This window comes from Halosimplex marinum (genome assembly GCF_051414075.1).
In the GTDB taxonomy this organism is placed as follows: domain Archaea; phylum Halobacteriota; class Halobacteria; order Halobacteriales; family Haloarculaceae; genus Halosimplex; species Halosimplex marinum.
Window position 1 is genome coordinate 339,680 of sequence record NZ_JBLKNY010000004.1, and the last position, 23,949, is coordinate 363,628.

Annotated in this window: 21 protein-coding genes and 2 pseudogenes; 7 read left to right on the top strand and 16 right to left on the bottom strand. The window is 69.8% G+C overall.

The genetic code is table 11. The features are described 5' to 3' along the window. Positions 1–65: 65 nt before the first annotated feature. The 4 genes from gltB to ACMGFI_RS09895 all read right to left on the bottom strand — a co-directional run bounded on the left by gltB (position 66) and on the right by ACMGFI_RS09895 (position 11,595). Positions 66–4,601, bottom strand: a complete 4,536-nt coding sequence (gltB, locus tag ACMGFI_RS09880) for a glutamate synthase large subunit (protein WP_436909311.1) — start codon at positions 4,599–4,601, stop codon at positions 66–68. A 270-nt stretch (positions 4,602–4,871) separates the two neighbouring features. Beyond that, positions 4,872–6,128, bottom strand: a complete 1,257-nt coding sequence (locus ACMGFI_RS09885; protein ID WP_436909312.1) for a Glu/Leu/Phe/Val family dehydrogenase — start codon at positions 6,126–6,128, stop codon at positions 4,872–4,874. A gap of 412 nt (positions 6,129–6,540) precedes the next feature. Next, entirely contained in the window at positions 6,541–9,825 is a 3,285-nt protein-coding gene (ileS, locus tag ACMGFI_RS09890) for an isoleucine--tRNA ligase (protein WP_436909313.1), read from the bottom strand. A gap of 711 nt (positions 9,826–10,536) precedes the next feature. Continuing rightward, on the bottom strand, positions 10,537–11,595 hold the full coding sequence (locus ACMGFI_RS09895) for an NAD(P)-dependent glycerol-1-phosphate dehydrogenase (RefSeq protein WP_436909315.1): 1,059 nt from the start codon (positions 11,593–11,595) through the stop codon (positions 10,537–10,539). 182 nt (positions 11,596–11,777) lie between these two features. On the opposite strand from ACMGFI_RS09895, the gene ACMGFI_RS09900 reads away from it, so the two are divergent. After that, entirely contained in the window at positions 11,778–12,710 is a 933-nt protein-coding gene (locus ACMGFI_RS09900) for a hypothetical protein (protein WP_436909317.1), read from the top strand. Between the two features lie 7 nt (positions 12,711–12,717). Here ACMGFI_RS09900 and ACMGFI_RS09905 read toward each other — a convergent pair whose 3' ends face one another. Next, positions 12,718–13,707: an NAD-dependent epimerase/dehydratase family protein gene (locus tag ACMGFI_RS09905; RefSeq protein ID WP_436909319.1), complete on the bottom strand. Its 990-nt coding sequence runs from the start codon at positions 13,705–13,707 to the stop codon at positions 12,718–12,720. A gap of 194 nt (positions 13,708–13,901) precedes the next feature. Between ACMGFI_RS09905 and ACMGFI_RS09910 the strand changes: the two genes are divergently transcribed. Further along, on the top strand, positions 13,902–14,099 hold the full coding sequence (locus ACMGFI_RS09910; protein WP_436909320.1) for a hypothetical protein: 198 nt from the start codon (positions 13,902–13,904) through the stop codon (positions 14,097–14,099). A gap of 45 nt (positions 14,100–14,144) precedes the next feature. After that, a complete protein-coding gene (locus ACMGFI_RS09915) occupies positions 14,145–14,642 on the top strand; it encodes a LabA-like NYN domain-containing protein (protein WP_436909322.1) in 498 nt (165 codons plus the stop codon). A 273-nt stretch (positions 14,643–14,915) separates the two neighbouring features. On the opposite strand, the gene ACMGFI_RS09920 is transcribed toward ACMGFI_RS09915, so the two are convergent. Further along, positions 14,916–15,101, bottom strand: a complete 186-nt coding sequence (locus ACMGFI_RS09920) for a hypothetical protein (protein WP_436909323.1) — start codon at positions 15,099–15,101, stop codon at positions 14,916–14,918. 217 nt (positions 15,102–15,318) lie between these two features. Between ACMGFI_RS09920 and ACMGFI_RS09925 the strand changes: the two genes are divergently transcribed. Genes ACMGFI_RS09925 through ACMGFI_RS09935 form a run of 3 tightly spaced genes read left to right on the top strand, consistent with a single transcriptional unit; the run spans position 15,319 to position 16,969 of the window. Beyond that, positions 15,319–15,789 (top strand): PUA domain-containing protein, encoded by a 471-nt coding sequence (locus tag ACMGFI_RS09925; protein ID WP_436909325.1) that lies wholly within the window; start codon positions 15,319–15,321, stop codon positions 15,787–15,789. Positions 15,790–15,845: 56 nt separating this feature from the next. Beyond that, positions 15,846–16,244: a nascent polypeptide-associated complex protein gene (locus tag ACMGFI_RS09930; protein ID WP_436909327.1), complete on the top strand. Its 399-nt coding sequence runs from the start codon at positions 15,846–15,848 to the stop codon at positions 16,242–16,244. Beyond that, positions 16,241–16,969, top strand: a complete 729-nt coding sequence (locus ACMGFI_RS09935) for a methyltransferase domain-containing protein (RefSeq protein ID WP_436909329.1) — start codon at positions 16,241–16,243, stop codon at positions 16,967–16,969. Before ACMGFI_RS09930 ends, ACMGFI_RS09935 begins: the two co-directional genes overlap by 4 nt. A gap of 42 nt (positions 16,970–17,011) precedes the next feature. Here ACMGFI_RS09935 and ACMGFI_RS09940 read toward each other — a convergent pair whose 3' ends face one another. Then, positions 17,012–17,641, bottom strand: a complete 630-nt coding sequence (locus ACMGFI_RS09940) for a DUF6517 family protein (RefSeq protein ID WP_436909331.1) — start codon at positions 17,639–17,641, stop codon at positions 17,012–17,014. A 26-nt stretch (positions 17,642–17,667) separates the two neighbouring features. Next, a complete protein-coding gene (locus tag ACMGFI_RS09945; RefSeq protein WP_436909333.1) occupies positions 17,668–17,994 on the bottom strand; it encodes a transcription factor S in 327 nt (108 codons plus the stop codon). Positions 17,995–18,115: 121 nt separating this feature from the next. On the opposite strand from ACMGFI_RS09945, the gene ACMGFI_RS09950 reads away from it, so the two are divergent. Continuing rightward, the gene (locus ACMGFI_RS09950; protein WP_436909335.1) at positions 18,116–18,409 is read left to right on the top strand and encodes a hypothetical protein; all 294 of its coding nucleotides are present in this window, start codon (positions 18,116–18,118) and stop codon (positions 18,407–18,409) included. Between the two features lie 92 nt (positions 18,410–18,501). Here ACMGFI_RS09950 and ACMGFI_RS09955 read toward each other — a convergent pair whose 3' ends face one another. The 8 genes and pseudogenes from ACMGFI_RS09955 to ACMGFI_RS09990 form a co-directional block, all read right to left on the bottom strand. Next, positions 18,502–19,422 carry a cell division protein CdpA domain-containing protein gene (locus ACMGFI_RS09955; protein ID WP_436909336.1) on the bottom strand — a complete coding sequence of 307 codons (921 nt, stop codon included), beginning with the start codon at positions 19,420–19,422 and terminating at the stop codon, positions 18,502–18,504. 183 nt (positions 19,423–19,605) lie between these two features. Beyond that, positions 19,606–19,905, bottom strand: a complete 300-nt coding sequence (locus ACMGFI_RS09960; RefSeq protein ID WP_436909338.1) for a hypothetical protein — start codon at positions 19,903–19,905, stop codon at positions 19,606–19,608. Positions 19,906–19,918: 13 nt separating this feature from the next. Next, positions 19,919–20,443 (bottom strand): DoxX family protein, encoded by a 525-nt coding sequence (locus tag ACMGFI_RS09965; protein WP_436909339.1) that lies wholly within the window; start codon positions 20,441–20,443, stop codon positions 19,919–19,921. 170 nt (positions 20,444–20,613) lie between these two features. Next, positions 20,614–21,099 (bottom strand): annotated as a pseudogene (locus ACMGFI_RS09970) (alkaline phosphatase family protein); the annotation flags it as partial. A gap of 576 nt (positions 21,100–21,675) precedes the next feature. Further along, positions 21,676–22,539 (bottom strand): annotated as a pseudogene (locus tag ACMGFI_RS09975) (alkaline phosphatase family protein); the annotation flags it as partial. An 82-nt stretch (positions 22,540–22,621) separates the two neighbouring features. Beyond that, complete coding sequence (locus tag ACMGFI_RS09980) at positions 22,622–22,780, bottom strand: hypothetical protein (RefSeq protein ID WP_436909340.1); 159 nt, start codon at positions 22,778–22,780, stop codon at positions 22,622–22,624. 104 nt (positions 22,781–22,884) lie between these two features. Continuing rightward, positions 22,885–23,055 carry a DUF7331 family protein gene (locus tag ACMGFI_RS09985; RefSeq protein WP_436909342.1) on the bottom strand — a complete coding sequence of 57 codons (171 nt, stop codon included), beginning with the start codon at positions 23,053–23,055 and terminating at the stop codon, positions 22,885–22,887. Between the two features lie 302 nt (positions 23,056–23,357). After that, positions 23,358–23,891: an inorganic diphosphatase gene (locus ACMGFI_RS09990; protein ID WP_436909343.1), complete on the bottom strand. Its 534-nt coding sequence runs from the start codon at positions 23,889–23,891 to the stop codon at positions 23,358–23,360. Positions 23,892–23,949: the final 58 nt, after the last annotated feature.

A 23,949-nucleotide genomic window follows, 5' to 3' on the forward strand; every position in this document is an offset into this window, starting at 1 on the left:
CCGGTGAGCCGGTCGAACCCCGTCCGGTGGACGACCGTGTGCCCGGGTTCCGGCTGGAGCGGGTCTCAGTCGTCGGCCTGCCCGTGAGTAGCGGCGCCGGACTCGGAGGCGGGGGCGGCCGGCTCCGGCAGTTCCGTGCGCACGTCGGCGCCCTCGCGCTCTTCGATGATCTCGGCGTAGGCGTCGGGCATCACCTTCGTGAAGTTGTCCAACTGTTCGTCCCAGTCGGACAGAAGCTCCGCGGCGCGGTCGGAGTCGGTGTACTCGGCGTGGTTCTCGACCAGCCGGGTGACCATCCCCCGGTCGAGTTCGTCTATCGTCGGCTCGACCGAGACCATCCCGGTGTTGGCCTTGCGGGCCAGTTCGCCGTCGGGGTCGTGGACGTAGGCGACGCCGCCGGACATCCCGGCCGCGAAGTTCTTGCCCGTCTCCCCGAGGACGACGATGGCGCCGCCGGTCATGTACTCGCAACCGTGGTCGCCGACGCCCTCGACGACGCCCTTCACGCCGGAGTTGCGGACGGCGAACCGTTCGCCGGCGACGCCGTTGACGTAGGCCTCGCCCTGGGTCGCGCCGTACAGCGCGACGTTGCCGATGACGACGTTCTCGTCGGCCGCGTAGTTGGCGTTCTCGGGCGTCCGGACGACCAGCTTGCCGCCCGAGAGCCCCTTGCCCACGTAGTCGTTGGCCGAGCCGACCAGATCCATCGTGATCCCCTGCTGGAGGAAGGCGCCGAAGCTCTGTCCGGCGGTGCCCTCAAGCCGGCACTCGACGGTGTCGTCGGGTAGCCCCTCGCCGCCGTACTCGCCGGATATCTCGTTCGAGAGCGTCGCGCCGACGGCGCGGTTGGTGTTGTCCACCTCGGTCGAGATGGCGACGGGCTCGCCCGACTCGATGGCGGGCTCGGCTTCCTCGATGAGCTCCCAGTCGAGCGACTCGCTCACCTCGTGGGTCTGCTCGCGGGTCTTGTAGCGTTCGTCGTCGCCGGCGGGCTCGGCGATGACGCTCGAAAGGTCGACCTTCCTTGCCTTGGGCTGGCTCACGTCGGTCCGCTGGGCGAGCACCTCGGGGCGGCCGACCATCTCCTCGACCGTTCGGAAGCCGAGTTCGGCCATGATCTCCCGCAGTTCCTGGGCGACGAAGGTCATGTAGTTGATGACGTGCTGGGGCTCGCCGGGGAACCGATCCCGGAGCTTCTCGTTCTGGGTGGCGACCCCGACGGGGCAGGTGTTCTCGTGGCACTGGCGGGCCATCACGCAGCCGGAGGTGACCATCGACGCGGTGCCGAAGGCGTACCCCTCGGCCCCCAGGAGCGTGGCGACGGCCACGTCGCGGCCGGTCTTCATCCCGCCGTCGGTCGTCACCTCGATCCGGGAGCGCAGGCCCGTCGCGCGGAGCATCTGGTTGGCCTCCGCGAGGCCCAGTTCCCACGGGAGGCCGGCCGACTTGATGGAGGTCTTCGGGGAGGCGCCGGTGCCGCCGTCGTGGCCGGAGATGTGGACCTTGTCGGCGTTGGCCTTGGCGACGCCGGCGGCGATGGTGCCGATGCCGTCCTCGGCGACGAGCTTGACGTTCACGTCGGCGTCGGGGTTGGAGGCCTTCAGGTCGTGGATGAGCTGCTTGAGGTCCTCGATGGAGTAGATGTCGTGCAGCGGCGGCGGCGAGATGAGTCCGACGCCGGGCGTCGCGTAGCGGATCTGGGCGATCATCTCGTTGACCTTCTTGCCGGGGAGGTGGCCGCCCTCGCCGGGCTTGGAGCCCTGGGCCATCTTGATCTGCAGTTCGTCGGCCGAGGCGAGGTAGTGGCTGGTGACGCCGAACCGGCCGGAGGCGACCTGCTTGGTCGAGCAGTTCTTCTCGGTGTCGAACCGCTCGGGGGGTTCGCCGCCCTCGCCGGTGTTGGCCGTCGCGCCCAGCCGGTTCATCGCGATGGCGTTGTTCTCGTGCATCTCCGGGGAGAGGCTCCCCAGGGACATCGCCGCCGTCTCGAAGCGCTCGACGATCTCCTCGACCGGTTCGACCTCCTCGATCGGGACCGGATCGCGGTCGGAGTCGAACTCCAGCAGCCCCCGCAGCGTCTGGAGCTGCTCGTTCTGGTCGTTGATCTCGCTCGCGAACTCCTTGTAGCGCTCGTAGTCGCCCGTTCGAACGGCCTGCTGGACCTTGCCCACCGTCGAGGGGTTCCACTGGTGGTGGATGCCGCCCGAGCGGTTCTCGAACTCGCCCTGGCGTTCGAGATCGGGGTCCTCGCCCCAGGCGACCTCGTGGCGGTCGAGCAGGTCCTCCTCGATCTCCTCCAGCCCGATGCCCTCCGTCCTGTTGGCCGTGCCCTCGAAGTACTCGGCGACGAAATCGGAGGAGAGGCCGACCGCCTCGAAGATCTGGGCGCCCTGGTAGCTCTCGACCGTCGAGATGCCCATCTTGGCCATCGTCTTCAGGAGGCCGTCCTCGAGGGCGTTGACGTAGGCGTCGATGGCCGTCGCGAGTTCGGCGCCGTCCGGCCCCGCGACCAGGTCCTCGATGGTCTGGTAGGCGAGGTAGGGGTTGACCGCGCCCGCGCCGTAGCCGACGAGCGTGGCGATGTGGTGCACAGTTCTGGGATCGCCGGACTCGAGGACGAGCCCGACGTGGTTTCGCAGGCCGTTGCGGACGAGGTGGTGGTGGATCCCGCCGACGGCCAGGAGGCTCGGGATGGCGATGCGGTCCTCGCCGGCCGCCCGGTCCGAGAGGACGAGCACGTCGTGGTCGGTGGCGGCCTCCGAGGCCGCCTCGCGGGCGTCCTCGACGGCCTCGCGCAGGTCGGTCTCGTCGGGGTCGTAGGTGATGTCGACCACTGCCGAGGACATCCCGTTCTCGTCCAGATCGCGGATGGTCGCGGTCTGCTGGTCGGTCAGCACCGGCGAGTCGACGACGAGCTGGCGAGCGTGTTCGGGCGACTCGTCGAGCAGGTTGCGCTGGTGGCCGAGCCGGGACTCAAGCGAGGTGACCAGTTCCTCGCGGATGTAGTCAAGCGGCGGGTTGGTGACCTGGGCGAACAGCTGCTTGAAGTAGGTAAAGAGGGGGCGGTTGAACTGCGAGAGCACCGAGAGGGGGGTGTCGTCGCCCATCGACCCGACGGGGTCTTTGCCCTTCTCGGCCATCGGCTCGATGAGGTGGTCGACCTCGTCGTAGGTGTAGCCGTACTGGGCCTGGTAGGCCCGCAGCTCGTCGAAGTCGTGCTGCGGGAGGTTCGTCGGTTCGTCGACCACGTCGGCGAGGTCGACCTGCTCCTCGGCGACCCACTCGCCGTACTGCTCGTCGGTGAGCCCGTCGAAGACCTCCTCGTCGGGGATGACCCGGCCCTCCTCGGGGTCGGCGAGGAACAGCTGGCCGGGCTGGAGGCGTCCCCGTTCCTCGATGTCGGCGGGGTCGGTGTCCAGCGCGCCCGCCTCGCTGGCCATCACGAGCGTGTTGTCGGTCGTCACGTCGTAGCGGCAGGGCCGCAGGCCGTTGCGGTCGAGGACGGCGCCGACGCGCTCGCCGTCGGTGGCGGCCACGAGGGCGGGGCCGTCCCACGGTTCGACCAGCGAGGCGTGGTAGTCGTACCAGTCGCGGCGCTGGCCGCTCACGTCGTTGGCCTCGCCGCGCCACGCCTCGGGGATGAGCATCCGCAGCGCGTGGGGCAGATCCCGGCCTTCGAGCATCAGCAGTTCCAGCGCGTTGTCGACGCTGGCGGTGTCGGACTGCTCGGGGTCGTCGATGATCGGCTTGAGCTTGTCCACGTCGTCGAACGCGTCGGAGTCCAGATCTGTCTCCCGCGCGCGCATCCAGTTGATGTTGCCCTGGATGGTGTTGAACTCGCCGTTGTGGATGATACCGCGGTACGGGTGCGCGAGGTGCCACGCGCCCAGCGTGTTCGTCGAGAAGCGGGCGTGGACCATCGCGAAGGTCGTGTCGACGCGCTCGTCGGTCAGGTCCGGGTAGTAACCGGCGACCTGCTCGCCTTTCAGCAGGCCCTTGTAGACGACCCTGTCGGTGGCCAGCGAGACGACGTAGAACCGCTCGTGGCCAGCCGGTTCGGTCTCCTCGACGTGGGTCTCCAGGGCGCGGCGCGCGGTGTACAGTTGCCGGTCGAACGCGTCGCCGGTCAGCCCCTCCGCCGACTCGACGAAGGCCTGGACGACCTCGGGCTCGGAGTCCAGCGCCGTCTGTCCGAGGTCGGCGTTGTCCGTCGGGACGGTCCGCCAGGCGACCACGTCGAGGCCCTCCTTGGCGAACTGGGCTTCCACGATCCCCTTCAGTTCGTCGCGGGCCTCGTCGTCCTCTTTCGGGAGGAACAGCGACCCGACGGCGTACTCGCCGGGCGTGAGGTCGGCGTCCACTTCGTCGGCGAAAAAGTCGTGGGGCGTCTGGATCATGACGCCCGCGCCGTCGCCGGTCGCCTCCTCGGCGCCCGTGGTGCCGCGGTGTTCGAGGTTCTCGAGCAGCTCCAGTCCGTCCGCGAGGACCCAGTGCCCACCGTCGCCGTCGAGGTCCATCACGACCCCGACGCCGCAGTTGGACCGCGCGTCGGCCGGGTCCGCCAGCCGATGGTCCCCGTCGTCGCGAGAGAACGTACTCATGTGTCCCGTCCCTTCCCGGTACCCCGATAAAACGGTTTGCCTGATAGACTATATGAGCGTTATATCCACACTAAGGTGTATTAAGGGCCTTGGGGGCGTAATACCTCACGAACGAACAGGGCATTCTCGATACCTGATCGTAGTTACTCGAAAGAGTGGTTCGTTACCGTATAAAGGTAGCTACGAGGCGAAATATATGGAAGAACGATCGAAAAACGAGATTAAAACGAAACGGGGGCGCCCGAAGTTGACGAACGTGTGGGCGTCGACCTACGGCCAGGTGCCGGCCTGTTCGGCGGCGTCGAGGACGCGCTGGATCGCGACGACGTAGGCGGCGACCCGCAGGCTCGGCAGGTCGTGTTCCTCGTAGGCGTCGACGAGCGTGTCGAACTGCTCGACGACGATGTCCTCGAGTTCCTCGTTGACGCGCTGCTCGTCCCAGTAGAAGCGCTGGCGATTCTGCACCCACTCGAAGTACGACACCGTGACGCCGCCGGCGTTGGCGAGGATGTCCGGGGCGATGATGACGTCCTTGTCCTCGAGCACGTCGTCGCCCTTGGGCGTGATCGGGCCGTTGGCGGCCTCGGAGATCACGTCGGCCTGGACGCCCTCGGCGATCTCCTCGTCGATGGCGTTCTCCAGGGCCGCGGGGATCAGGAGATCCACGTCGAGCTGGAGCAGTTCGTCGTTGGAGACCGCCTCGTCGGCCTCGTGGTAGCCGACGACGCTGCCGGTCTCGCGCTTGTGGTCCTTGGCGGCGACCGGGTCGAGGCCGCCCGCGCTGTAGATACCGCCGCTGGAGTCGGAGACGGCGACCACGTCGGCGCCCATCTCGTCGACGAGCTTCGCGGAGATCCAGCCGGCGTTGCCGTAGCCCTGGACGGCGACGGTCGCGTCGGCGATGTCCTCCCCGAGGTAGTCGAACGCCTCGCGGGCGGCGATGACCGTCGAGCGGCCGGTCGCCTCGACCCGTCCCTCGCTGCCGCCGCTGGAGATGTCCTTGCCGGTGATGACGCCCGGTTCCGTCGTGTTCTCCAGGGTCTCGTAGGTGTCCTTGATCCAGTTCATCTCCCGCTGGCCCGTGTTCACGTCGGGGGCGGGCACGTCGCGGTCCTCGCCGATGATCGGCGTCAGTTCCGTCGCGAAGGCGCGGGTGATCCGCTCCAGTTCGTCCTCGGAGTAGTCGTCGGGGTCGATGACGATCCCGCCCTTGCCGCCGCCCAGCGGGATCCCGACGGTCGCGGTCTTGTAGGCCATCCAGCCCGACAGCGCCTTGACCTCGTCGCGGGAGACCTGCGGGTGATAGCGGATGCCGCCCTTGTAGGGCCCGCGGTCGCCGTTGAACTGCGAGCGGTAGGCGCGGAACACCTCGACCGACCCGTCGTCCATCTCGACCGAGAGGTTCGTCTCCAGGATCCGCTCGGGGTTTTTCAGCCGCTCCAGCATTCCCTCGTCCACGTCGAGGTACTGCGCGGCCTCGTCGATCTGTTCCTGTAAGCTCTCGAACGGGTTTACGTCGGATCCCATGTGTGAACGCTCGTGGACTTCTGGTAAAAATAAAACGGAATCGTTCAGTAAAATGGCTCTATTCAGTTAGATTATTATCCAGGAAGGGGATACTGACAATAATAGGTATATAATCACATAAAGTGCGGGCCAGGGGGACGCGAACCGCCCGCCGCGGTTGCCGGGAGAGGGACGACCCGGATGGCGCGTCGGTGTCGGTCGACACCGGCCCGGAGCGGATCGGTCCCGCCGCCCGGCGGGGATTTCGTGCGAAATCGGCCGTCGTCTGCCGGTCGTCAGCCCGGAGTCTGACGGCCCTTTATGCCCCGCGACGAGTCACCTGCGTGTGCCGGGGGCGCGGCACGGTCACACGCTCCCGTTCCCCGCCTACGGCGAATCCCATCCTATCCCATCCTTCCGCGGTCCGTCGGTCTCAGGCTCGCGAGACCCTCGTCGGTTCCATCGCCAGCGTCACCGCCGCTCCGTCGACCGTCCACTCGCGGGTCAGGGCGAACTCGCCGTCCGGTCCGCCGCTGTCGGTCTCCTCGCTGCCCGCCGAGACTGACAGGTCGTCGACCCGGACGGCGCGGCGCAGTTCGTCGGCGTGGTCCGCCAGCGCCCCCGCCAGCGTCTCATCGTCGGTGCGGACCGCCAGTTGGACCCGCTCGTCGACGGTCAGATCGAGGTCGGCGCGCATCTCCTGGGCGCGCCGGGTCACGTCACGGGCCAGCCCCTCCCTGCGGAGGCGCTCCGGGAGCGACTCGTCGACGTAGACGGTCCCGCCGCCGAAGGGGACCCGCCGCACGCCGTCGGGGACGCGCTCGACGACCGACACCTGCTCGGCGGTCACCTCGCGGTCGGACCCGTCGACGGTGACGGTCAGCGGCAACTCGTCGGCCGGCCGCCCCTCGACGGCGTCGGCGACCGCGGCGGCGTCGTCCCGGAAGGCCGGGCCGAGCGCGTCCATCTCGGGGACGACCACCCGCTCGCGGGCGGGGTAGCGGTCGGTGCGATCGACGGACTCGGCGTTGGTGCGCTCGGCCAGCAACTCGCGGTGGGCGTCGACCGCCGCGGCGACCGTCTCGTCGTCGGTCTCGACGACGACCCCGGCGACCGGCCAGCGGTGCTTGCGACCCATCTCCTGGCGGGCGGTCGCCACGGCCCCCTCGACCGCGCGGAGCGCCGCGACTCGGTCGACCAGTTCCGGGCGGTCGGGCAGGCCGAGCGCGTCGGCGTCCGGCCAGGTCGTCGCGTGAACGGTCGGCTCGCCCGCGTCGGCGGGCCCGTCGAGCGCGCGGTAGAGCCGCTCGGCGAGGTGGGGCGCGAACGGCGCGAGTAGCCGGACGCACGCGCCCAGTACCGTCCCGAGCGTGTCGTAGGCGGCCCGCCTGTCCGCGGTCGAGTCGGGCGTCCAGACGCGGTCGCGGACCGTCTGGACGTAGTAGCGGGACACGTCCTCGACGAAGAAGTCGAGGACCGCATCGAGCGCGGCGTTCGGCTCGCGGTTCTCGAAGCCCGCGGTCGCCCGCTCGGTCACCTCGCGCAGGCGCGCGAGGACCCACTCGTCCAGCACCCGTCGATCGTCGGGGTCGGCGGCGAGTTCGACCGCGGGCTGGTAGTCGTCCTCGGCCATGAACATCGCGGCGAAGCGGGCGACGTTCCACACCACGTCGAACCGTTCGCGAGTCGTCTCGACGCCCGTCATCTCGGAGGTCATCGTCACGTCCTGGCCCTGCTGTTCGTGGCCGAGCAGGTGCGCCCGCAGGGCGTCGCGGCCGTGGGCCTCAGCGACTTCGGGCGGCCGGAGGACGTGCCCGCGGGACTTCGACATCCCCTCGCCGTCCAGCAGCGCCCAGCCGTGCATCAGCACCTCCTCGTAGGGCGCCCGGTCGGCGAACGCGACGCCGAGGTAGAGTTGCATCAGGAACCACCCGCGGGTCTGGTCGTTGCCCTCGACGACGAGGTCGGCGGGCCAGTCGTCGGGCCGGGGAGTCTCGCTCGGGCGCTCGCGCAGGCTCGCCCACGAGGCCACGGCGGAGTCGAACCACACGTCGAGCACGTCCGCGACCCGCTCGGCCTCCCCGCCACAGTCGGGGCAGGGGACGGTCACCTCGTCGACGACCGGACGATGAGGGTCTTCGGGCACCTCGTCCAGCCCGGCTCGCTCCGCGAGGTCCCCTCGCGAGGAGACGACGGTGTCGCGCCCGCAGTCCTCGCAGTGCCACACCGGGAGGGGACTCCCCCAGTAGCGCTGGCGGGAGACGTTCCAGTCCGGCGCCGCCTCGACGGTGTTGCGAAAGCGGCCGTCGCGGGCGTCGGCGGGGTACCAGGTCGTGTCGCTCACGGCGTCGAGCAGGTCGTCCTTCAGGTCGGTGACGCGGACGAGCCACTGCTCGGCGGCGCGCATCACCACGTCGGTGTCACACCGCGGGCACTGCGGGTACTCGTGGGCGAACCGCTCGGTGGCGAGGAGTGCGCCGGCCTCACGGAGCGCGTCCGTGACCGCCGCGCGGCCCTCGCCGTGGACGGCCAGGCCCGCGAACGGCCCCGCCTCGTCGGTGAATCGCCCGTCGAGATCCACCGGGGAGTAGACGGGCAGGTCGAGGTCGGCCTCACGGGCGCGCTCGAAGTCCTCGTGGCCGAACCCCGGCGCGGAGTGGACCAGCCCGGTCCCGTCGCCGCCCGTCTCGACGTAGTCGGCGTGGGCGACCGTTCCCTCCGGCGTCGGGTGGTCGGGGAGTCGGTCCGAGAGCGGGTGCTCGTAGGTGGCACCGACCAACTCGCTTCCACGGAGTGTCTCGGTGACTTCGTAGTTCCCGTCGGCGACGCCCAGCGCGTCCATCACCGCGTCGACTCGCTCGGCGGCGACGTAGAGGGGGCCGTCGACCGCGGTGCGCCCGGCGAGCGCGCCGTCGGCCACCTCCACGGCCGCGTACTCCCCGCTCTCGTCGACGGCGACGAACTGGTTGCCGACCAGCGTCCACGGCGTCGTCGTCCAGGCGACGAGGGTACCGTCGCGGTCGACATCCGTGAGCGGGAAGCCGACGTACACTGCCTCGACCGTCCGGTCCTCGTATTCCAGCCGCGAGTCCGAGACCGCCGTCTCGCAGCGCGGGCAGGTGTTGACGACCTGGTCGCCCCGCTCGACCAGTCCGCGCTCGTACAGCGCCGCGAAGGCGTCCCACACCGTGTCGACGTACTCGGGGTCCATCGTCTGGTAGACGTCGTCCCAGTCCATCCACACCGCCAGGTCGCGGAACTCCTCGTCCATGACGGCGCGCTGGTCCTCGACGAACGCGCGGCACTCGTCGACGAAGCGGTCGACGCCGTACGCTTCGACCGCGTCCTTCGTCCCGAACTCGTGCTCTTGCTCGACGTTCACCTCGACCGGGAGGCCGTGGGTGTCGTAGCCCGGCCGGGCGAGGACGGGGCGGCCCTGCATGCGGTGGTACCGCAGTAGCGCGTCCTTGAGGATCTTCCCCCAGGCGTTGCCGACGTGCATCCGCCCGCTGGTAAAGGGCGGTCCGTCGAGGAAGTAGAACGGTTCTCCGTCGTTCTCGGCGCCCCGCTCCTCGGCGCGGCGTTTCGCGTACTCGTAGGCGTAGCTGGTCTCGGCCGGCGCGTCGACGCCCGGGAAGGCGTCGCCGTCGGTCCAGTGGTCTTTGACGTGCTGTTCGACCGCGTTCGGGTCGTAGTGGTCCGGTAGTCGTTCCGGCATGGATGTCTCTCGTCGTGTCGGTTTTCGCGCGATGCGGGGCGACCGGGAAATCCACCGAGGACCCGGCCGCCGCTTGCGGAACGTGACTCACGGCACGAGCGGGCTCGCGGGAGCGACACGCTGGCGCGACTGCGCGCCGACGGGACTGGTGTCGCCCAGGTGCGGAACCGTCGTGCCCCGAGAAAGTAGGTACTATGCCCCTGACGGGGCAATAATCGAGACCGCCGCGGCGGGCACGCGGTGCCGCGTCATTACTCGTTGATTTCGTGTCGTCAGATAAATCGTTTTCGGCTGTGGGTGTCGGAGTATCAGTGAGTGCCGAGACCGGGAGCAGAACGGCCACAAACAGCGTGAAAGCCCCGACGCGTTCGACTCGGGGGCTTCGTTGCGCTCCTCGGCCGCCGTCCTCGTTCGCTGTGCTCACGAGGACTCCGGCCTGCGGTGCTTACGTCAGCCGCCTTCGCCGAACGCGTCGCCCCTTTCATTCCCACCCGCTTCGGCTGGGTGGTCAGTCTGTGCGGGTGGGAATGAAAGGGGTCGCCGTCTCGACGAACCCCGACGAAGCAAGCACCGCAGGCCGAAGGCCGAGGAGCGCAGCGAGGCGCGGAAGTCGAGACGGCGAGGGCTTTCACGCTGTCTGCGGTCGCGGTCGAGTCGATAGTCACGTAGTGTCCCGCGAGTCCGCTACTACGGACAAAAACAGAGACGCGATCAGATAACACCAGTAACGCTCGCGGCCTCACGCGCAGCATCTTCGCTCATGCCGTCGCCGAGGATGGTGTAGCGGTCGCGGATCTCGTGGGCGCTGGTCAGCGCCTCGACCATGGTCTCGTCGTCGATGCCCAGTTGCTCGGCGGTCGTGGGCGCGTCGATGCTCGCGAGGGCGTCGCGGATGTCGCGCCACTGGCCCTTCGGGCCGGAGTGGAGGTACTCGGTCATGATCGAGGCGACGCCGACCTGGTGGCCGTGGAGCGCGGGGTCGGGCGCGATGCGGTCGAGCTGGTGAGAGATGAGGTGTTCCGCGCCCGAGGCCGGTCGGGAGGAGCCGGCGATGGACATGGCGACGCCGGAGGAGACTAAGGCCTTGGTGACGATCCAGGCCGACTCCTCCAGTTCCGGGCGGATGGAGTCGGCGTTCTCGACGAGCATCTCCGCGGTCATCCGCGAGAGCGCGCCGGCGTACTCGTGGTAGCGGACGTTCTTCAGCCGGTGGGCGAGCTCCCAGTCCCGAACGGCGGTGAAATTCGAGATGATGTCGGCACAGCCCGCGGTGGTGAGTTCCCACGGCGCGTCGGCCAGGATCTCGGTGTCGGCGACGACCGCGAGGGGGGGTTCGGCGGCGACGCTGTGGCGGGTGTCGCCCTCCGGGATCGAGGCTCGGCCGGAGACGATGCCGTCATGGCTGGCCGCCGTGGGGACCGAGACGAAGCCCTTGCCGACCTCTTCGCCGGCCATCTTCGTCACGTCGATGACCTTGCCGCCGCCGACGCCGACGAGGTAGCCCACGTCGTCGCTGGCGGCGACCTCGATGACCTCCTCGACGGCGCCGAAGGTGGCCTCCTCGATGCGGACCACCCGCGGGTCGAACCCCGCGTCGGCAAAGCCCGCGACGACCCGGTCGCCGGCCACCTCCGCGGGCGTCGGGCTGGTGACCACCAGCGGGTCGCCGTGGAGGCGCAACTCCTCGACGGCCGCCGCGGCGTCGTCGAGCACGCCGTGTCCCACCACGACGTTGCGCGGCAGCCGTATCCACGTCGACTTGTCGAACATACCGGGGTTTGCGCGGTGGGCCGCTAAAACGCTTGCCGTCGCTCGCCGGCCGAGTCGCGTCTCCCAACTTCGAGACGCGACGCGACCGCGTCCGCACACCGGCCGGCGGACGACGGGTTCGCGTACCGCCCGGGGGAGCCGACCGGGGTATTTATTCCAGTTGACGGTCATATGCCGTCGATATGGTTCCCACGCAGGTGCGGGCTCCCTTCGATCGCCGGCCGCTCGCGCGGGAGGCCGCCGTCGCCGTCGCCGCCTTCGGCGCGTTCGTCCTCTGGATCCACGCGCTGTGGCCCGTCGCGAGCACACTGAGGTCGGTCGTCCGTCCCGGCGCGCTCGCGGAGACCGGACTGGGTAGCCTGGCCGCCACCGCGCTGACCAACGCCGCGGTCGTCGTCGCCGGGACGATCGTATTCACCGTCGCCTACGCCAGGGTCAGGGGTCGTCCGCTCCCGCTGGGGTCGCCCGACCGGGCGGACCTGCCGGTGGTCGCCGCCGCCGTGCTGGCGCCCGTCGGAGTCGTCGCGGCCGTCCAGCTGCTCGCCGGGGCGACCGGGACGAACCTGGCGGCCCTGACGGGCTCGTCCTACGCCGCCGGTGCTGACCCGTTCACGGCTGGGGTCGTCACGGCACTGGGTCTGTCCTTCGGGCTTCCCGCGTACGTGCTCGTCACGCACGCGCTCGTCCAGCGGACCCTCCGGTCGGCCGCGAGTCCGGCGGCGGCCGTCGGGCTGACGACGCTGCTGGTCGGGACGGTCGGGCCGACGGATCTGGTTTCCGCGGGGCTCCCGCTGCGAGTCGCGGTCGTGACGCTACTGCTGATCGCCAGCATCGCGCTGCCGGTGTACGCCGCCGACGCGTTCGACCGCGGCTGGCTGTCGGCGCTCTCCGCGCTCCCGCTCGCGGTGTTCGCCGCCGGCGCGCTCCTCCAGTGGGTCACCGGACTCGACGGGGTCGCGGGCGCGGCGCTCGGCCTCGCGGAGGTCGGCCTCGTGGGGATCAGTGCCTACGCCTACGAACGGACCGAGTCGCTGCTTCCGCCGGCGCTGGCCTACGCGGCGTTCGTCGTCGCCAGGGACGCGGTCGCGTTCCTGGTCGGGACCGGCGCGGTCTGAACGCCGGTCACAGCGTGTCCAGGACGCCGAGCACCCGCTCCTCCGCTTCCCGGTCCGGCCCCGCCTGCGCTTCGTCGGCCTCCCGCTCCGGCGTCTCCTCGACGGTCTCGGCGACCGCTTCCGTCGGGGACTGGGGCTCCCACCCGAGTGACCGCAGTTTGTTCGTATCGAGGACGTGCGGCGGGTCGCGATACAGCGGGAAGTCCCCCGGCTCCAGCCCGCCCGCGGCGAGTTCGCGCTCCCCGGCGGTGACGACCTCGACCTCCGTATCGAGCGCGTCTGCGACGGTCTCGACCGTCCCGCGCAGGGTCTGGAGCCGCCAGTCGCCGACGTTGTACGCTTCGCCCGGCGCCCCCTCCTCGGCGACGACCCGGAGCGCGCGGGCGACGTTCTCGACGCTGACCCGGTGCCAGAGGTTGGTGCCGTCGCCCGGGACGAGAACGCGGTCGTAGTTGGCGACCCGCTGGACCCAGTAGTCGAACCGCCGGGTGTAGTCGTGGGGACCGTAGACGACGCAGGGCCGGACGCTCATCGCGTTCACGCCGTCCTCGGCAGCGGCGAAGACCGCGCGGTCGCCCTCGGCTTTGCGCGCGCCGTAGGTCGCCCCCGAGTCGTCGGTCGCCTGCTGCTCGCTGCAGGGTTCGAGGTCGGTCTCGCCCTCGCGTTTCGGGACCGCCTCGGCGCCGTAGGCGGCGCCGCTGGAGACGTAGACGTAGGCGTCGGCGTCGTCGAAGGCCCGGGTCGCGGCGCGGACCTCCCGGGGCTGGTAGGCCACCAGGTCGACGACTACGTCGGGGTCGCGGACGGCCGCGTCGGCGAGGTCGCCGTCGTCGGTGCGGTCGCCGTGCAGGTGGTCGACCCCCTCGCTGTCGGCGAACGGGCTCTCGTGTTCGCCGCGGTGGAAGACGGTCACGTCGTAGCCGGCGTCGCGGAACTCCCGGACGGCGCGGCGGCCGATGAAGCGGGTGCCGCCGACGAACAGCGCGTGTCGCGTCATACCCGCGATTCGGCGCTGTCCCGGTTAAACCCGGTGACCCGCCGACGGCCGCCGGCCCTCGCTTCCGGTCGGCTACCGGGGACCAACAGCCACCGGTCCGACTCGGGAGCGCGATCGGTCCCAGCGAATATTTCGGGGGTCTCGAAGCTGTTAGACGGCGAATAACAACGGGGGATCGCGTGTGAGTGGTCCCCATGAAGTGCGCGAACTGCCAGGACGAGGGGGCACCGGCGTACACGCTCCGGGCACACGTCGAGCGCGGGGAGCCCACGGGCGAGAGTGAAAGCGAGAGCGGGACCGACACGGGTGAATCGGCCCGGACCGACGGGGGCGCGAGCGCGACCGTGGACCTGCCGTTCTGCTCGCTGGAGTGTCTCGCGGCCTGGACCTGACCGCGCGACCAAAGAGCTATCCGGGCGGGCGCGCCAGCAACCGGCATGGAAAACGTCCATCCCGGACAGCGCGTCGCGGTGCTCGCGGACGCGCAGAACCTCTACCACAGCGCGCGGAGTCTCTACACGCGCAACATCGACTACGCCGAGCTGCTCGACGCCGCCGTCGCCGACCGCCAGCTGACCCGCGCCGTCGCCTACGTCATCCGCGCCGACGCCCCCGAGGAGGAGTCCTTTTTCGAGGCGCTCGTCGACATCGGCTTCGAGACCCGCATCAAGGACATCAAGACCTTCGGCGACGGCTCGAAGAAGGCCGACTGGGACGTGGGCATGAGCCTCGACGCCGTCACCCTCGCCAACCACGTCGACACCGTCGTGCTCGCGACCGGCGACGGCGACTTCTCGCGGCTCTGCTCGCACCTCCGCCACGAGGGGGTCCGCACCGAAGTGATGGCCTTCCAGGAGTCGACCGCCGAGGAACTGGTCGCCGCCGCCGACGAGTTCACCGACATGAGCGAGGACACCGACCGGTTCCTGCTGTAAACGGCCCCGCAGCCGGCGCTCCGCGTGCGGTGGCGATCGAAAAAACGGGCGGTCTCCTCTTCGTCGTCGGTTCCGCGATGCGGTTTCGGTTACCGGTCGACCGTCGCACCCGGACTGGGCTGTCCACCGGACATCTCCCCTCGCCTGTAACCCGATTCGCGGATGATTAAGGACGTACTCGACGTACCGGGGAGCGCGACGCTACGCGGCGACGGGGAGAGGGAGAGAAAGCGAGAATCGGAGTCGTTACGGCGTCGTTCGGCGGGATCGGGTTCAGACCGGGCGGCCCGGGTCCGAGGTGCCGACCAGCAGCGCGCCGGCGGCGAGGCCGAGCGTCCCGGCGGCGATGGCGACGACGGGCAGGCCGACGCTGAGCGCCCCCGGCCCGAAGATGAGGACCGTGCTGACCGCCAGCAGCACGACCCCGAACGCGACCTTCCGCGAATCTGTCTCTGTCATAACGCGAGTAGGTTGGTAATCGATCCGTATAAATTCTCCTGAAACCGCGTCACACGACCATGATCGATCGTGATCGAATCGAGATATTTCGGTGTGTGGTAGCACGGGGCACGCCTTCGGTGAGCGTCGCGGGCGAGGAGCGCGGCCGCCGGGGGGAGTGAGACACCGCCGGGGGAGTGAGACAGATACAAGGCAGGCAGGGGCGAACGCTCGGGCGATGGACGACGAGGACCGGGCGATGCTGACGCGGGTGGCCGACTACCAGTGGGGTCGCGGCGCCGGAGCGGCGCTGTTCGGCGGGGGCGATCCCGAGGTGACCCACACCAGTTCCGGGCGACCCCGGCAGGTGATCGCCGACGAGGGGCGGCTGGTCACCTACGCGACCGACGGCCGGTTCACCCTCGGCGTGGCCGGCGGGCGGCGGCTACACGACGGCCTGTCCGACGGGCGTTACCGCGTCGTCGTCGGCGACGAGAGCGAGCCGTTCGTCCGCGAGGGGCGCAACGCCTTCGCCAAGTTCGTGAGCGCGGCGGACTCGGATATTCGCCCCGGCGACGAGGTGCTCGTCACCCACGAGCGCGGCGAGGTGCTGGCCGTCGGCCGCGCCGAACTGAGCGGCGAGGGGATGCTGGACTTCGAGACGGGCGTGGCCGTGTTCGTCCGCGACGGTGCGGACGGCGGAGCTTAGCCGGGCGAGCGGAGCGAGGCGCGACCTTTTTTGGTACGGCCGCCGGACGTGGGGGTATGTTCCCAGGAGGCGGCGGCATGAACGACCGCAAGATGCAGCAGATGATGAAGCAGATGGGCATCGACATGACCGACCTCGACGCCGAGGAGGTCGTCATCCGGACGCCCGACGAGGAGCTCGTCTTCACCGACGCGGACGTCCAGCGGATGGACGCCCAGGGCCAGCAGACCTACACCATCGTCGGCGAGCCCGAGTCCCGCGAGCGCGGCGAGGGCGGGGACGGGAGCGACGAGCCGGCCATCGAGGAGAGCGAGGGCGACGGCGGCACGGCCGAGATCCCCGACGAGGACGTGGAACTGGTCGCGACGCGAGCGGGCGCGAGCGAGGACGCGGCCCGCGAGGCGCTGGAGGAGACCGACGGCGACCTGGCGGCGGCCATCGAGCGGTTAGAGTGAGCCTGCTGTTCGTCCACGAGGCGGAGGGCCGCGAGTACCTGCTGTCGCCCGGTGAGACGCTGGAGTGCGACCTCGGCGTGCTGGAGGTGCCCGAGGACGTGGAGCCGGGCGAGGTCGTCGAGACCCACATCGGCGAGGCGTTCACCGCGCGGAAGCTACGCGGGCCGGATCTCTTCAACCACTTCGAGCGGACGGGCGCGCCGATGATGCCCCGCGACATCGGGCTCATCGTCGGTCACGCGGGCGTCTCCGGCGCGGACGACGTGCTCGACGCCGGCACCGGGACGGGCGTGCTGGCGGCGTACCTCGGCCGCTGCGGCGCCACCGTGACGACCTACGAACGGGACCCCGAGTTCGCCGAGGTCGCCCGCGAGAACATGGAACTGGCGGGCGTGGACGACCGCGTGGACGTGCGGACCGGCGACGTGACCGACCAGCTGGGCGACCTCGACAGGTACGACGTGGTGACGCTGGACACCGAGGACGCGCCGACGATGGTCGAGCGGACGCCCAACCTGCTCCGCGACGACGGCTACGTCGCGGTGTACTCGCCGTTCGTCGAGGCGACCCGCGAAGCCGTGTCGGCGGCCCACGAGGTCGGGCTCGGCGAGGTCGAGACGCTGGAGACGATCCAGCGGGAGATGGACTTCGACGACCGCGGCTCGCGGCCGTCGACCGCGGGCGTCGGCCACACCGGCTACCTCACGTTCGCGCGGCGGGTGTAGCGGCCGGCGGTCGGGGGGTCCCGTTTCCGTCGCGTTCGCCGGTCACCCGGTCGCTCGCACGAGGTCGAACAGTTCCTCGCGGTAGTCGTCGACCGAGCCGTCGAGCGCCGGGTCCTCGGCGCCCGGGAAGCGATCGGCGAGCGACGAGCGGGGGCAGGCCCCGCCGGCGAGGCGGATGTCGCCGTCGGCCCAGGCGCCGACCCACCCCTCGACGGGCACGGGGTCGCCGTCGGGGAGCGCCAGTTCGCCGGTCACCTGCCGGAGCGCGACCCGCGAGCGGTCCTCGGTCCGTATCCGCTCGCGGCGGCCCCGCTCGACGCCGACGACGCCGCGCGATTCGAGGTCGTCGGCGAACCGCCGGACGGCTTCGGTCTTCACCGAGGGGAGCACCATCGCGGGGCCGACCCGCGGCGCCAGCGGCGGGCGGAAGGCGAGCCGCGTGGCGAAGAAGAAGCGCCAGGACTGGTCGACGGCGCCGCCGGTCGCCTCGCGGACGGCCGCGCGGAGAGCCGCGTCCTCGTAGACCACGGTGTGGCCGCGCACGTCGGCGCCCTCGACGCCGAACAGCGTCTCGGTGGTATCCTCGACGCGCTCCCAGGCCCCGCCGAGGCGGTCGAGCGGGACCGCCGGCGCGGGCACGTCGTCGCTGCCGTCGTCGGGAGCGCGTGGCACGTCGGCCCCTCAGAACCGGGCGTACTTCAGTGGTCGTCCTCGCGCCACTTGTGCTCGCACTCGGTGCAGGTGAAAAAGCGCGTCTCGCTCTCGTCGGCCGCGCGGATCTGTTTCATCTCCCAGAACGCGCGGTCGTTCCCGCACTCTGGACACCGGATCTCCGTGGTCGCGCCCATGTCCTCGGCGTCGACCTCGGAGGTGTCGATGACCTCGGTCTCCTCCTGGCCCTGCGTCGTGACGGCTGTCTCGGCCTCTTCGGCCTCGTCGCGCAGCTGTTCGTAGCCGCAACTGCCACAGACCCAGGCGTCCCCCTCTGTCTTCATCATCGAGCCGCATTCGTCGCAGAACTTCATACCCGCCGTAGCGGGCCACCGACTGAAAAATCCCCCGTTTCGCGGTATCGGACGCCCGGCGTGGCGACGGTGGGAACGGCCGACAGATACATCCGGCCGATCGCCGTACTGTCGGTTCAGTGTGACGACGGGCGTCCGCCACGTGTACGCGGTCGGCATCGGACTCGGCCTGGTCGGGAGCGTCGCGGCCGCCGCCGGCCTGGCACTCGCCGGCTCGCCGGCGACGGGCGGTGTCGCGCTCGCGTCGACGATCGGCCTCGTCCTCGGCTTCGTCACTCTCTTCAACCGGGAAGACTTCGACCGTGACCACGCGCTGGCGTACCGCCTGGGCAACTGGGGCGGTGCGGTCCTCACGGTCGCGCTGGGACTCGTGATGCTCGCGGTCGGCGTCGCCTCGATCCTCGCGTTTGGGTGACGCCGGCCTCGTCGCCGGACGGGAGCGATACGGAGAAGCAACGATACGGGGAAGCAGTGACACACCGCGGGGTTCGCGCGCCGACCCGATTCTTAGTTCGCTTCGGACCACTCGTCGCAGGCGTCCATGTCCTCCATGAGCTCGTCGCTGAGCCCGCAGTAGGGGGTGATCTTCCCGTCGACCTTGACGTACTCGAAGTGGGCGCAGTTGCCGCAGTAGGCGTCGGGACGACCCCGCTCGCTCGCGGCCTCGACGAACTCGGCGTCGGTGAACTCGCCGTTCGACCCGTCGTCGACGGTGGCCGAGCCACCGTCGGCGGCGGCGCCGGACTGGCCGGCGGGGCCGGACCGTTCGCCGGCGGCGTCGACGAGGATCTCGGCGTCCCGGCCGTGACTCGTCGGCTCGGAGCCCGGCGGCTGGTCGCGGTTGGTCTGGGTGCGGACCTCGCCCTGGGGGTCCGTGCCGAACAGGCCGACCGAGCCGAAGCCGCCGGCGGGTTCGGCGTCCTCGACGAGTCGGATGTTGCCCTCCTCGGTGATCTCCATGCGCGCGGTGCCGCCGGGGTCGTTGCGGGTCTTGAACGTGGCGAGGCCGGCGAACAGGCACGTTAACGTCACCATCGCGCCGGCGAAGTAGACGACGACGGCCGCGAGCCCGAGCGGGTCGCCGGTGCCGAACCACTGGTAGGGGTAGGCGACCCGGAACAGGGCGACGCCGAGGACGGCGACGCTGGCGCCGATGACCGAGGCGGCGCGTGTCGCCCGCCCGGCCGGGAGGACGGCGAACACGCCGAGGAAGGTGGCCGGGAGGCCGAGGCCGGCGAGCGTGCCGGCGAGCGTGCGCGCCGCGATGCGGTCGAGCCCGAGCGTTGCCCCGACGTTCGTCGTCGCGACGACGATACTCGCGACGACCATCGCCGCGCCCGCCGCGAAGAGACTCGCCCCCGCGTAGAACCGACGAGAGGTCGTCACCGTCCGCAGGTGCCCCTCATACACTTCCGTCAGGCTTGCCATACGCGACCTTCGCCGTGAGAGACCATAACGACCCGTCAGACGCGCGTCCGACGCCCCGGTCGCCGGCCGGTGGGGCCGCTGGCTGGCGCGGAGCGGTCACGCAGAAACGGGACTGCGGGAGCGTGAAGGGGTCGCGCAGAACCCTGCGGGATGCGCGGAAGCGGGAAGAGGGGGAACCGCCCGTCAGTCGGCGGTCATCTCGACGCGCTGGGCGGTGTCCGCGCCGCCGGGCACGGCGGCCATGCGGTAGAGCTGCCAGGCCAGCAGGACGACGAGGCCGGCGACGACCAGGAGGACCCTGAGGTTGGCGTCGACCATCGGCGTCGCGACGACTTCGCCGGCGTCGTTGGTCACGGGCGCCGCGCCGTAGGGCGGGCCCGCGAGTATCTCGACGATGCCGAGGCCGACGACCCCCAGCAGGATCAGCCCGGCACCGAGTGCCATCGCCGCTCTGTCGACCGTGGTGATGATAGTGTCTCTCATTTGTCTCACCTCGTCAGCCGAGGATGTACTTGAGTTTCGGGTGCCGTTCGACCAGTTCGGTCTGCTCGATGACCGCGTCCCCGCCGTAGTAGCGGCCGGCGGCCAGCGCGGCGAGGGTCACGAACAGCAGCAGGCCCATGAAGTCGCCCGTCACGAGCCCGTTGCCGTAGCCGGCGTTGCCGACCCAGAACAGGGTCATGAAGACGGCCCCGCCGAAGGCGGCCAGCCGGGTGAGGACCCCGAACATGATCCCGAGGCCGATGAGCGTCTCGAACAGCGGGACGCCCGGCCTGATCAGCCACGCGAGGTTCTCGCCCATCCACACCGGGATGGGGCCCAGCGCCGTGCCGGTCATGCCCCGCATGTACGCCGGCCCGTAGCCGTAGGCCAGCCCGTCCTCGATGAGTTTCGTCACGCCGGCGTGGAGGAACCACCAGCCGACGATGACTCTGAGCATCGCGACCCAGTACTTCGCGACCGGGCCGCCGATGTCGAACGCGAACTCCTCGCCCAGCGGGTTCGCCGTGTTGGTTGCCATGGTCGTCACCTCACATGTGCAGCTTGCGGGCGAGAGTGCATATAAACGGGAGCGCGTTCCCGGGGTCTGAAAATTCCGGGACGGCGCGGATACGGTCGGAGATGACATATAAAGGCCCCGTCGAACTGGGGTCACGAGCAATCGGCAGTTCCCGGGAGGATGCGGCCCGCTCAGACGAGCGAGGAGCCGTCGAACTCGCCGCGCTCGTAGTCGATGTCCATGAGGTCGAGGATGGTCGGCGCGATGTCGAAGAGATCAACGTCGGAGATGCGGGCCTCCTCGTCGTCGATCAGGAGGGTGGCGTTGTCGAAGCTGTGCATCCCGTTGCGGGCCCCGAACTCGACGAAGGGGTCCTTGCGGCCCTTGAAACCGGCCTTCAGGTCGAAGCCGTGGTTCGGGACGATGGTCAGGTCCGGCGCGATGTCGTCGTGGTCGCCGCGGAAGGCGTCCTCCTTCGTGACGACGCGGTCGGCGACGGGCTCGCCGTTCGGCCCCTCAAGCTGTTCGAGCTCCGCTTTCAGCTCGGCGCGGACCTCCTCGTACTCGTCCTCCGGGACGCTCCCGCGGGGTTCGCGGCCCTCGAGGTTGAGGTAGAAGCGACCGGGGATCAGGGAGTACGCTTTCGCGTCGTCGGCGATGTCCGGGAGTTCGGTGTGGGTGTACTCCAGCACCTCGCGGTCGGGGTCCAGGTCCGTCCCCAGGTCGACGCCCTCGGCGGCGGTGACGGAGATGCGGAAGCCCCCGTCCGAGTCGTCGACGGACACGTCCTCGAGGAGTTCGGTGGTGTCGGCCTTGTCGGCGCCGAGCGACTTGGGGGTCACCCCGGAGAGCTCCTCGAGGACGTACTCGCGGGCGTCCTCGGTGAGCGCGACGACGGACCCGTTCTGCGGGTAGGCGTCGCCCTCGGCGCGGACGAGGTCGGCCTCGACGTGGAACTGTTCGTCGTCCGGCTCGTCCTCGTCCGTCTCGACGACGTGGGTGTCGACGTCCACGTCGTCGGCGTCGACGAGGACGGCGCGCTCCTCGCCCTCGTCGATCACGGCGGGCGTGGCGTCGTGGATGGCGGCGACGGCCTCGTCGCGGGCGTCCTCGTCGTCGGCGACCAGCCGGCCGTCCTCGAACTCGGCGGCCAGGGTCGCGGGGTCGACCAGCTCGTCGAGGTCGCCGGCGTAGTCGGGGTCGAACTCCAGGCGGTCGCCCTCGCGGAGCCAGGCGCCCAGCTGGAACGTGTAGTCGCTGTCCTGTTCGTAGGACAGCCAGCCGTTCTCGCGGAGCCAGGCGTTGCAGTTGACCTCGTAGTCCAGCGAGGTGAACCCGTGGTCGGAGGCGACCATCATGGTCACGTCGTCGGGCAGCAGTTCGCGCAGTTCGCCGAGGTACTCGTCGACCTTCTCGTAGAACTCGATGAACTCCTCGCTGTACTCCCCGTCTTCCTCGTAGTCGCGGAACAGGAAGTGGTTGACCCGGTCGGTCGCCATGAAGACGCCGAAGAACAGATCCCAGTCGTCCTCCTCGACGTAGTGTCTGAACGCCTCCTGGCGGGCGTCGAGCGTCGCGTGGGCGTCCTCCATGAACTCGCCCTTGTCGGTGTGGCCGAGGCCGGCGTTGGTGTCGATGCGGTAGTCGATCGACTGGAGGTAGTCGCGGAACTCGTCGGGGTAGGCGGACTTCTCGACGCCCGGCGAGAGGAAACCGGAGACCATCCGCTGGACGTTGCGCTGGGGCGGGAACGTGGTGACGACGTTCATGACGGTGGCGTCGCGGCCGGCCTCCTGGACGCGGTCCCAGACGCGGTCGGTCTGGACGTCCCGGCGCATCGGGACGTACGTCTCGTAGGACCCGTTCTCGCGGTCCTGAAAGCCGTAGACGCCCGTCTCGCCGGGGTTCTTCCCGGAGGTCAGCGCCGGCCAGCAGGCCGACGACTCGGGCGGGACGATGCTGTCGATGGCGCCGGCCGACCCCTCGTCGACGAGCCGCGAGAGGTTCGGGAACTTCTCCCGGTTGTCGGCGATGAGGCTATACGGCACGCCGTCGATGCCGAAGAAAGCGACCCGCGGCTCGTCGTCGCCGCCGCGGATGCGGTCGAACAGTCCCATGCCTCCGGATACCGCGGTGGGGCACAAGAAGCTTCTTTTCGCGGACAGGCTCGGGGGGCGTCGGTGACGAGCTCAGCCGCCGTTACTCCGCGTTCTCGCCGGCCGACCGGCCAGCCGCCGCCTCGCCGCGCTCGACCGCCTCGCCGCGCTCGGCCGGCTCGTCCCCCGCGGCCGCCTCGTCGAGGTTCTCGGGCACGACCGTCAGGTGCGCCATCCCGGTCGTCGGAGTCTTGGTCGCCATACACGTCGACGTACGCGCGCCGGACCCAAGTAATTACCCATGCTCATAATTCATGGGCCGAACGGGGACGGATGCGCGGGAGGCATATCGGTGGGACAGTCGACTCAGCGCATCGACTCGCGGTCGACGGCGGCGTCGGCGACGATCCAGCCGTCGGGTTCGCTGGTGTCGAACAGGACCGTCTCCTCGTCGCACTCGACGGCGACGTACCGCTCGGAGACGGCGGACACCTGTTCGCGCAGTGCTTCGGCGGAGGGAGGGTCGGTGTTCTGCATCGGGGTCACCTCGGACGAGTACACCTTGGGGCCGACGGATGATATAGGGGGCCGACCTCGTACGTGAGTTCGCCCGATTTCAGCACCGTTCATGTCCCGGTGCAGTCGGGCGATTTAATCGTTTATTCGCCCGGTAAAATCGCGTGAACTGTTCACCGCTTCGGCGGTCCGTCGATCCCGGGACGCGACCGGCCCGCCGATCCGGGACGCGGCCGGTCCGTCTGTCCCGGGATGCGAGTCCCGCGGCTCGGCGGTCGTGGATACTGCGGCGTCGCCGGGGAGCCGCCCCCGCGGGAGAGGGGTTACTGGAACTCTTCCTCGTAGAGGTCCTGGGCGTGCTCGATGGCGTCGTGGGCGGCCTGCTTGTCCTCCCAGCCCAGCGTCTCGACCTCCTTGCCCTCCTCGAGGTTCTTGTAGGTCGCGAAGAACTCGTCGATCTCGTCGAGGGTCTGCTGGGGGATGTCTCCGAGGTCCTCGATGTGGTCCCAGCGGGGGTCCTCGCTGGGGACGGCGATGACCTTGTCGTCCTGTTCGCCGTCGTCGTCCATCTTCATCAGGGCGACGGGGCGGGCCTCGATGACGCAGCCGGGGAACGTCTGGTCCTCGACGAGCACGAGCACGTCGAAGGGGTCCTCGTCGTCGTAGTACGACTGCGGGATGAACCCGTAGTCGGAGGGGTAGTGGACGTTGCTGTGGAGCACGCGGTCGAGGACGACGCCGGGGATATCCTTGTCGTACTCGTACTTGTTGCGCTCGCCTTTCAGACACTCGACGACTGCGTAGATCTCCTCGGGCGGGTTCGGGCCCGTCTCGAGGTCTTCCCAGAGGTTGGACATCACCCGCGAGTCCGCCTGGCGCCGGCAAAGGCCTTTCCGTTTTCGCCCGCGCAAGCCC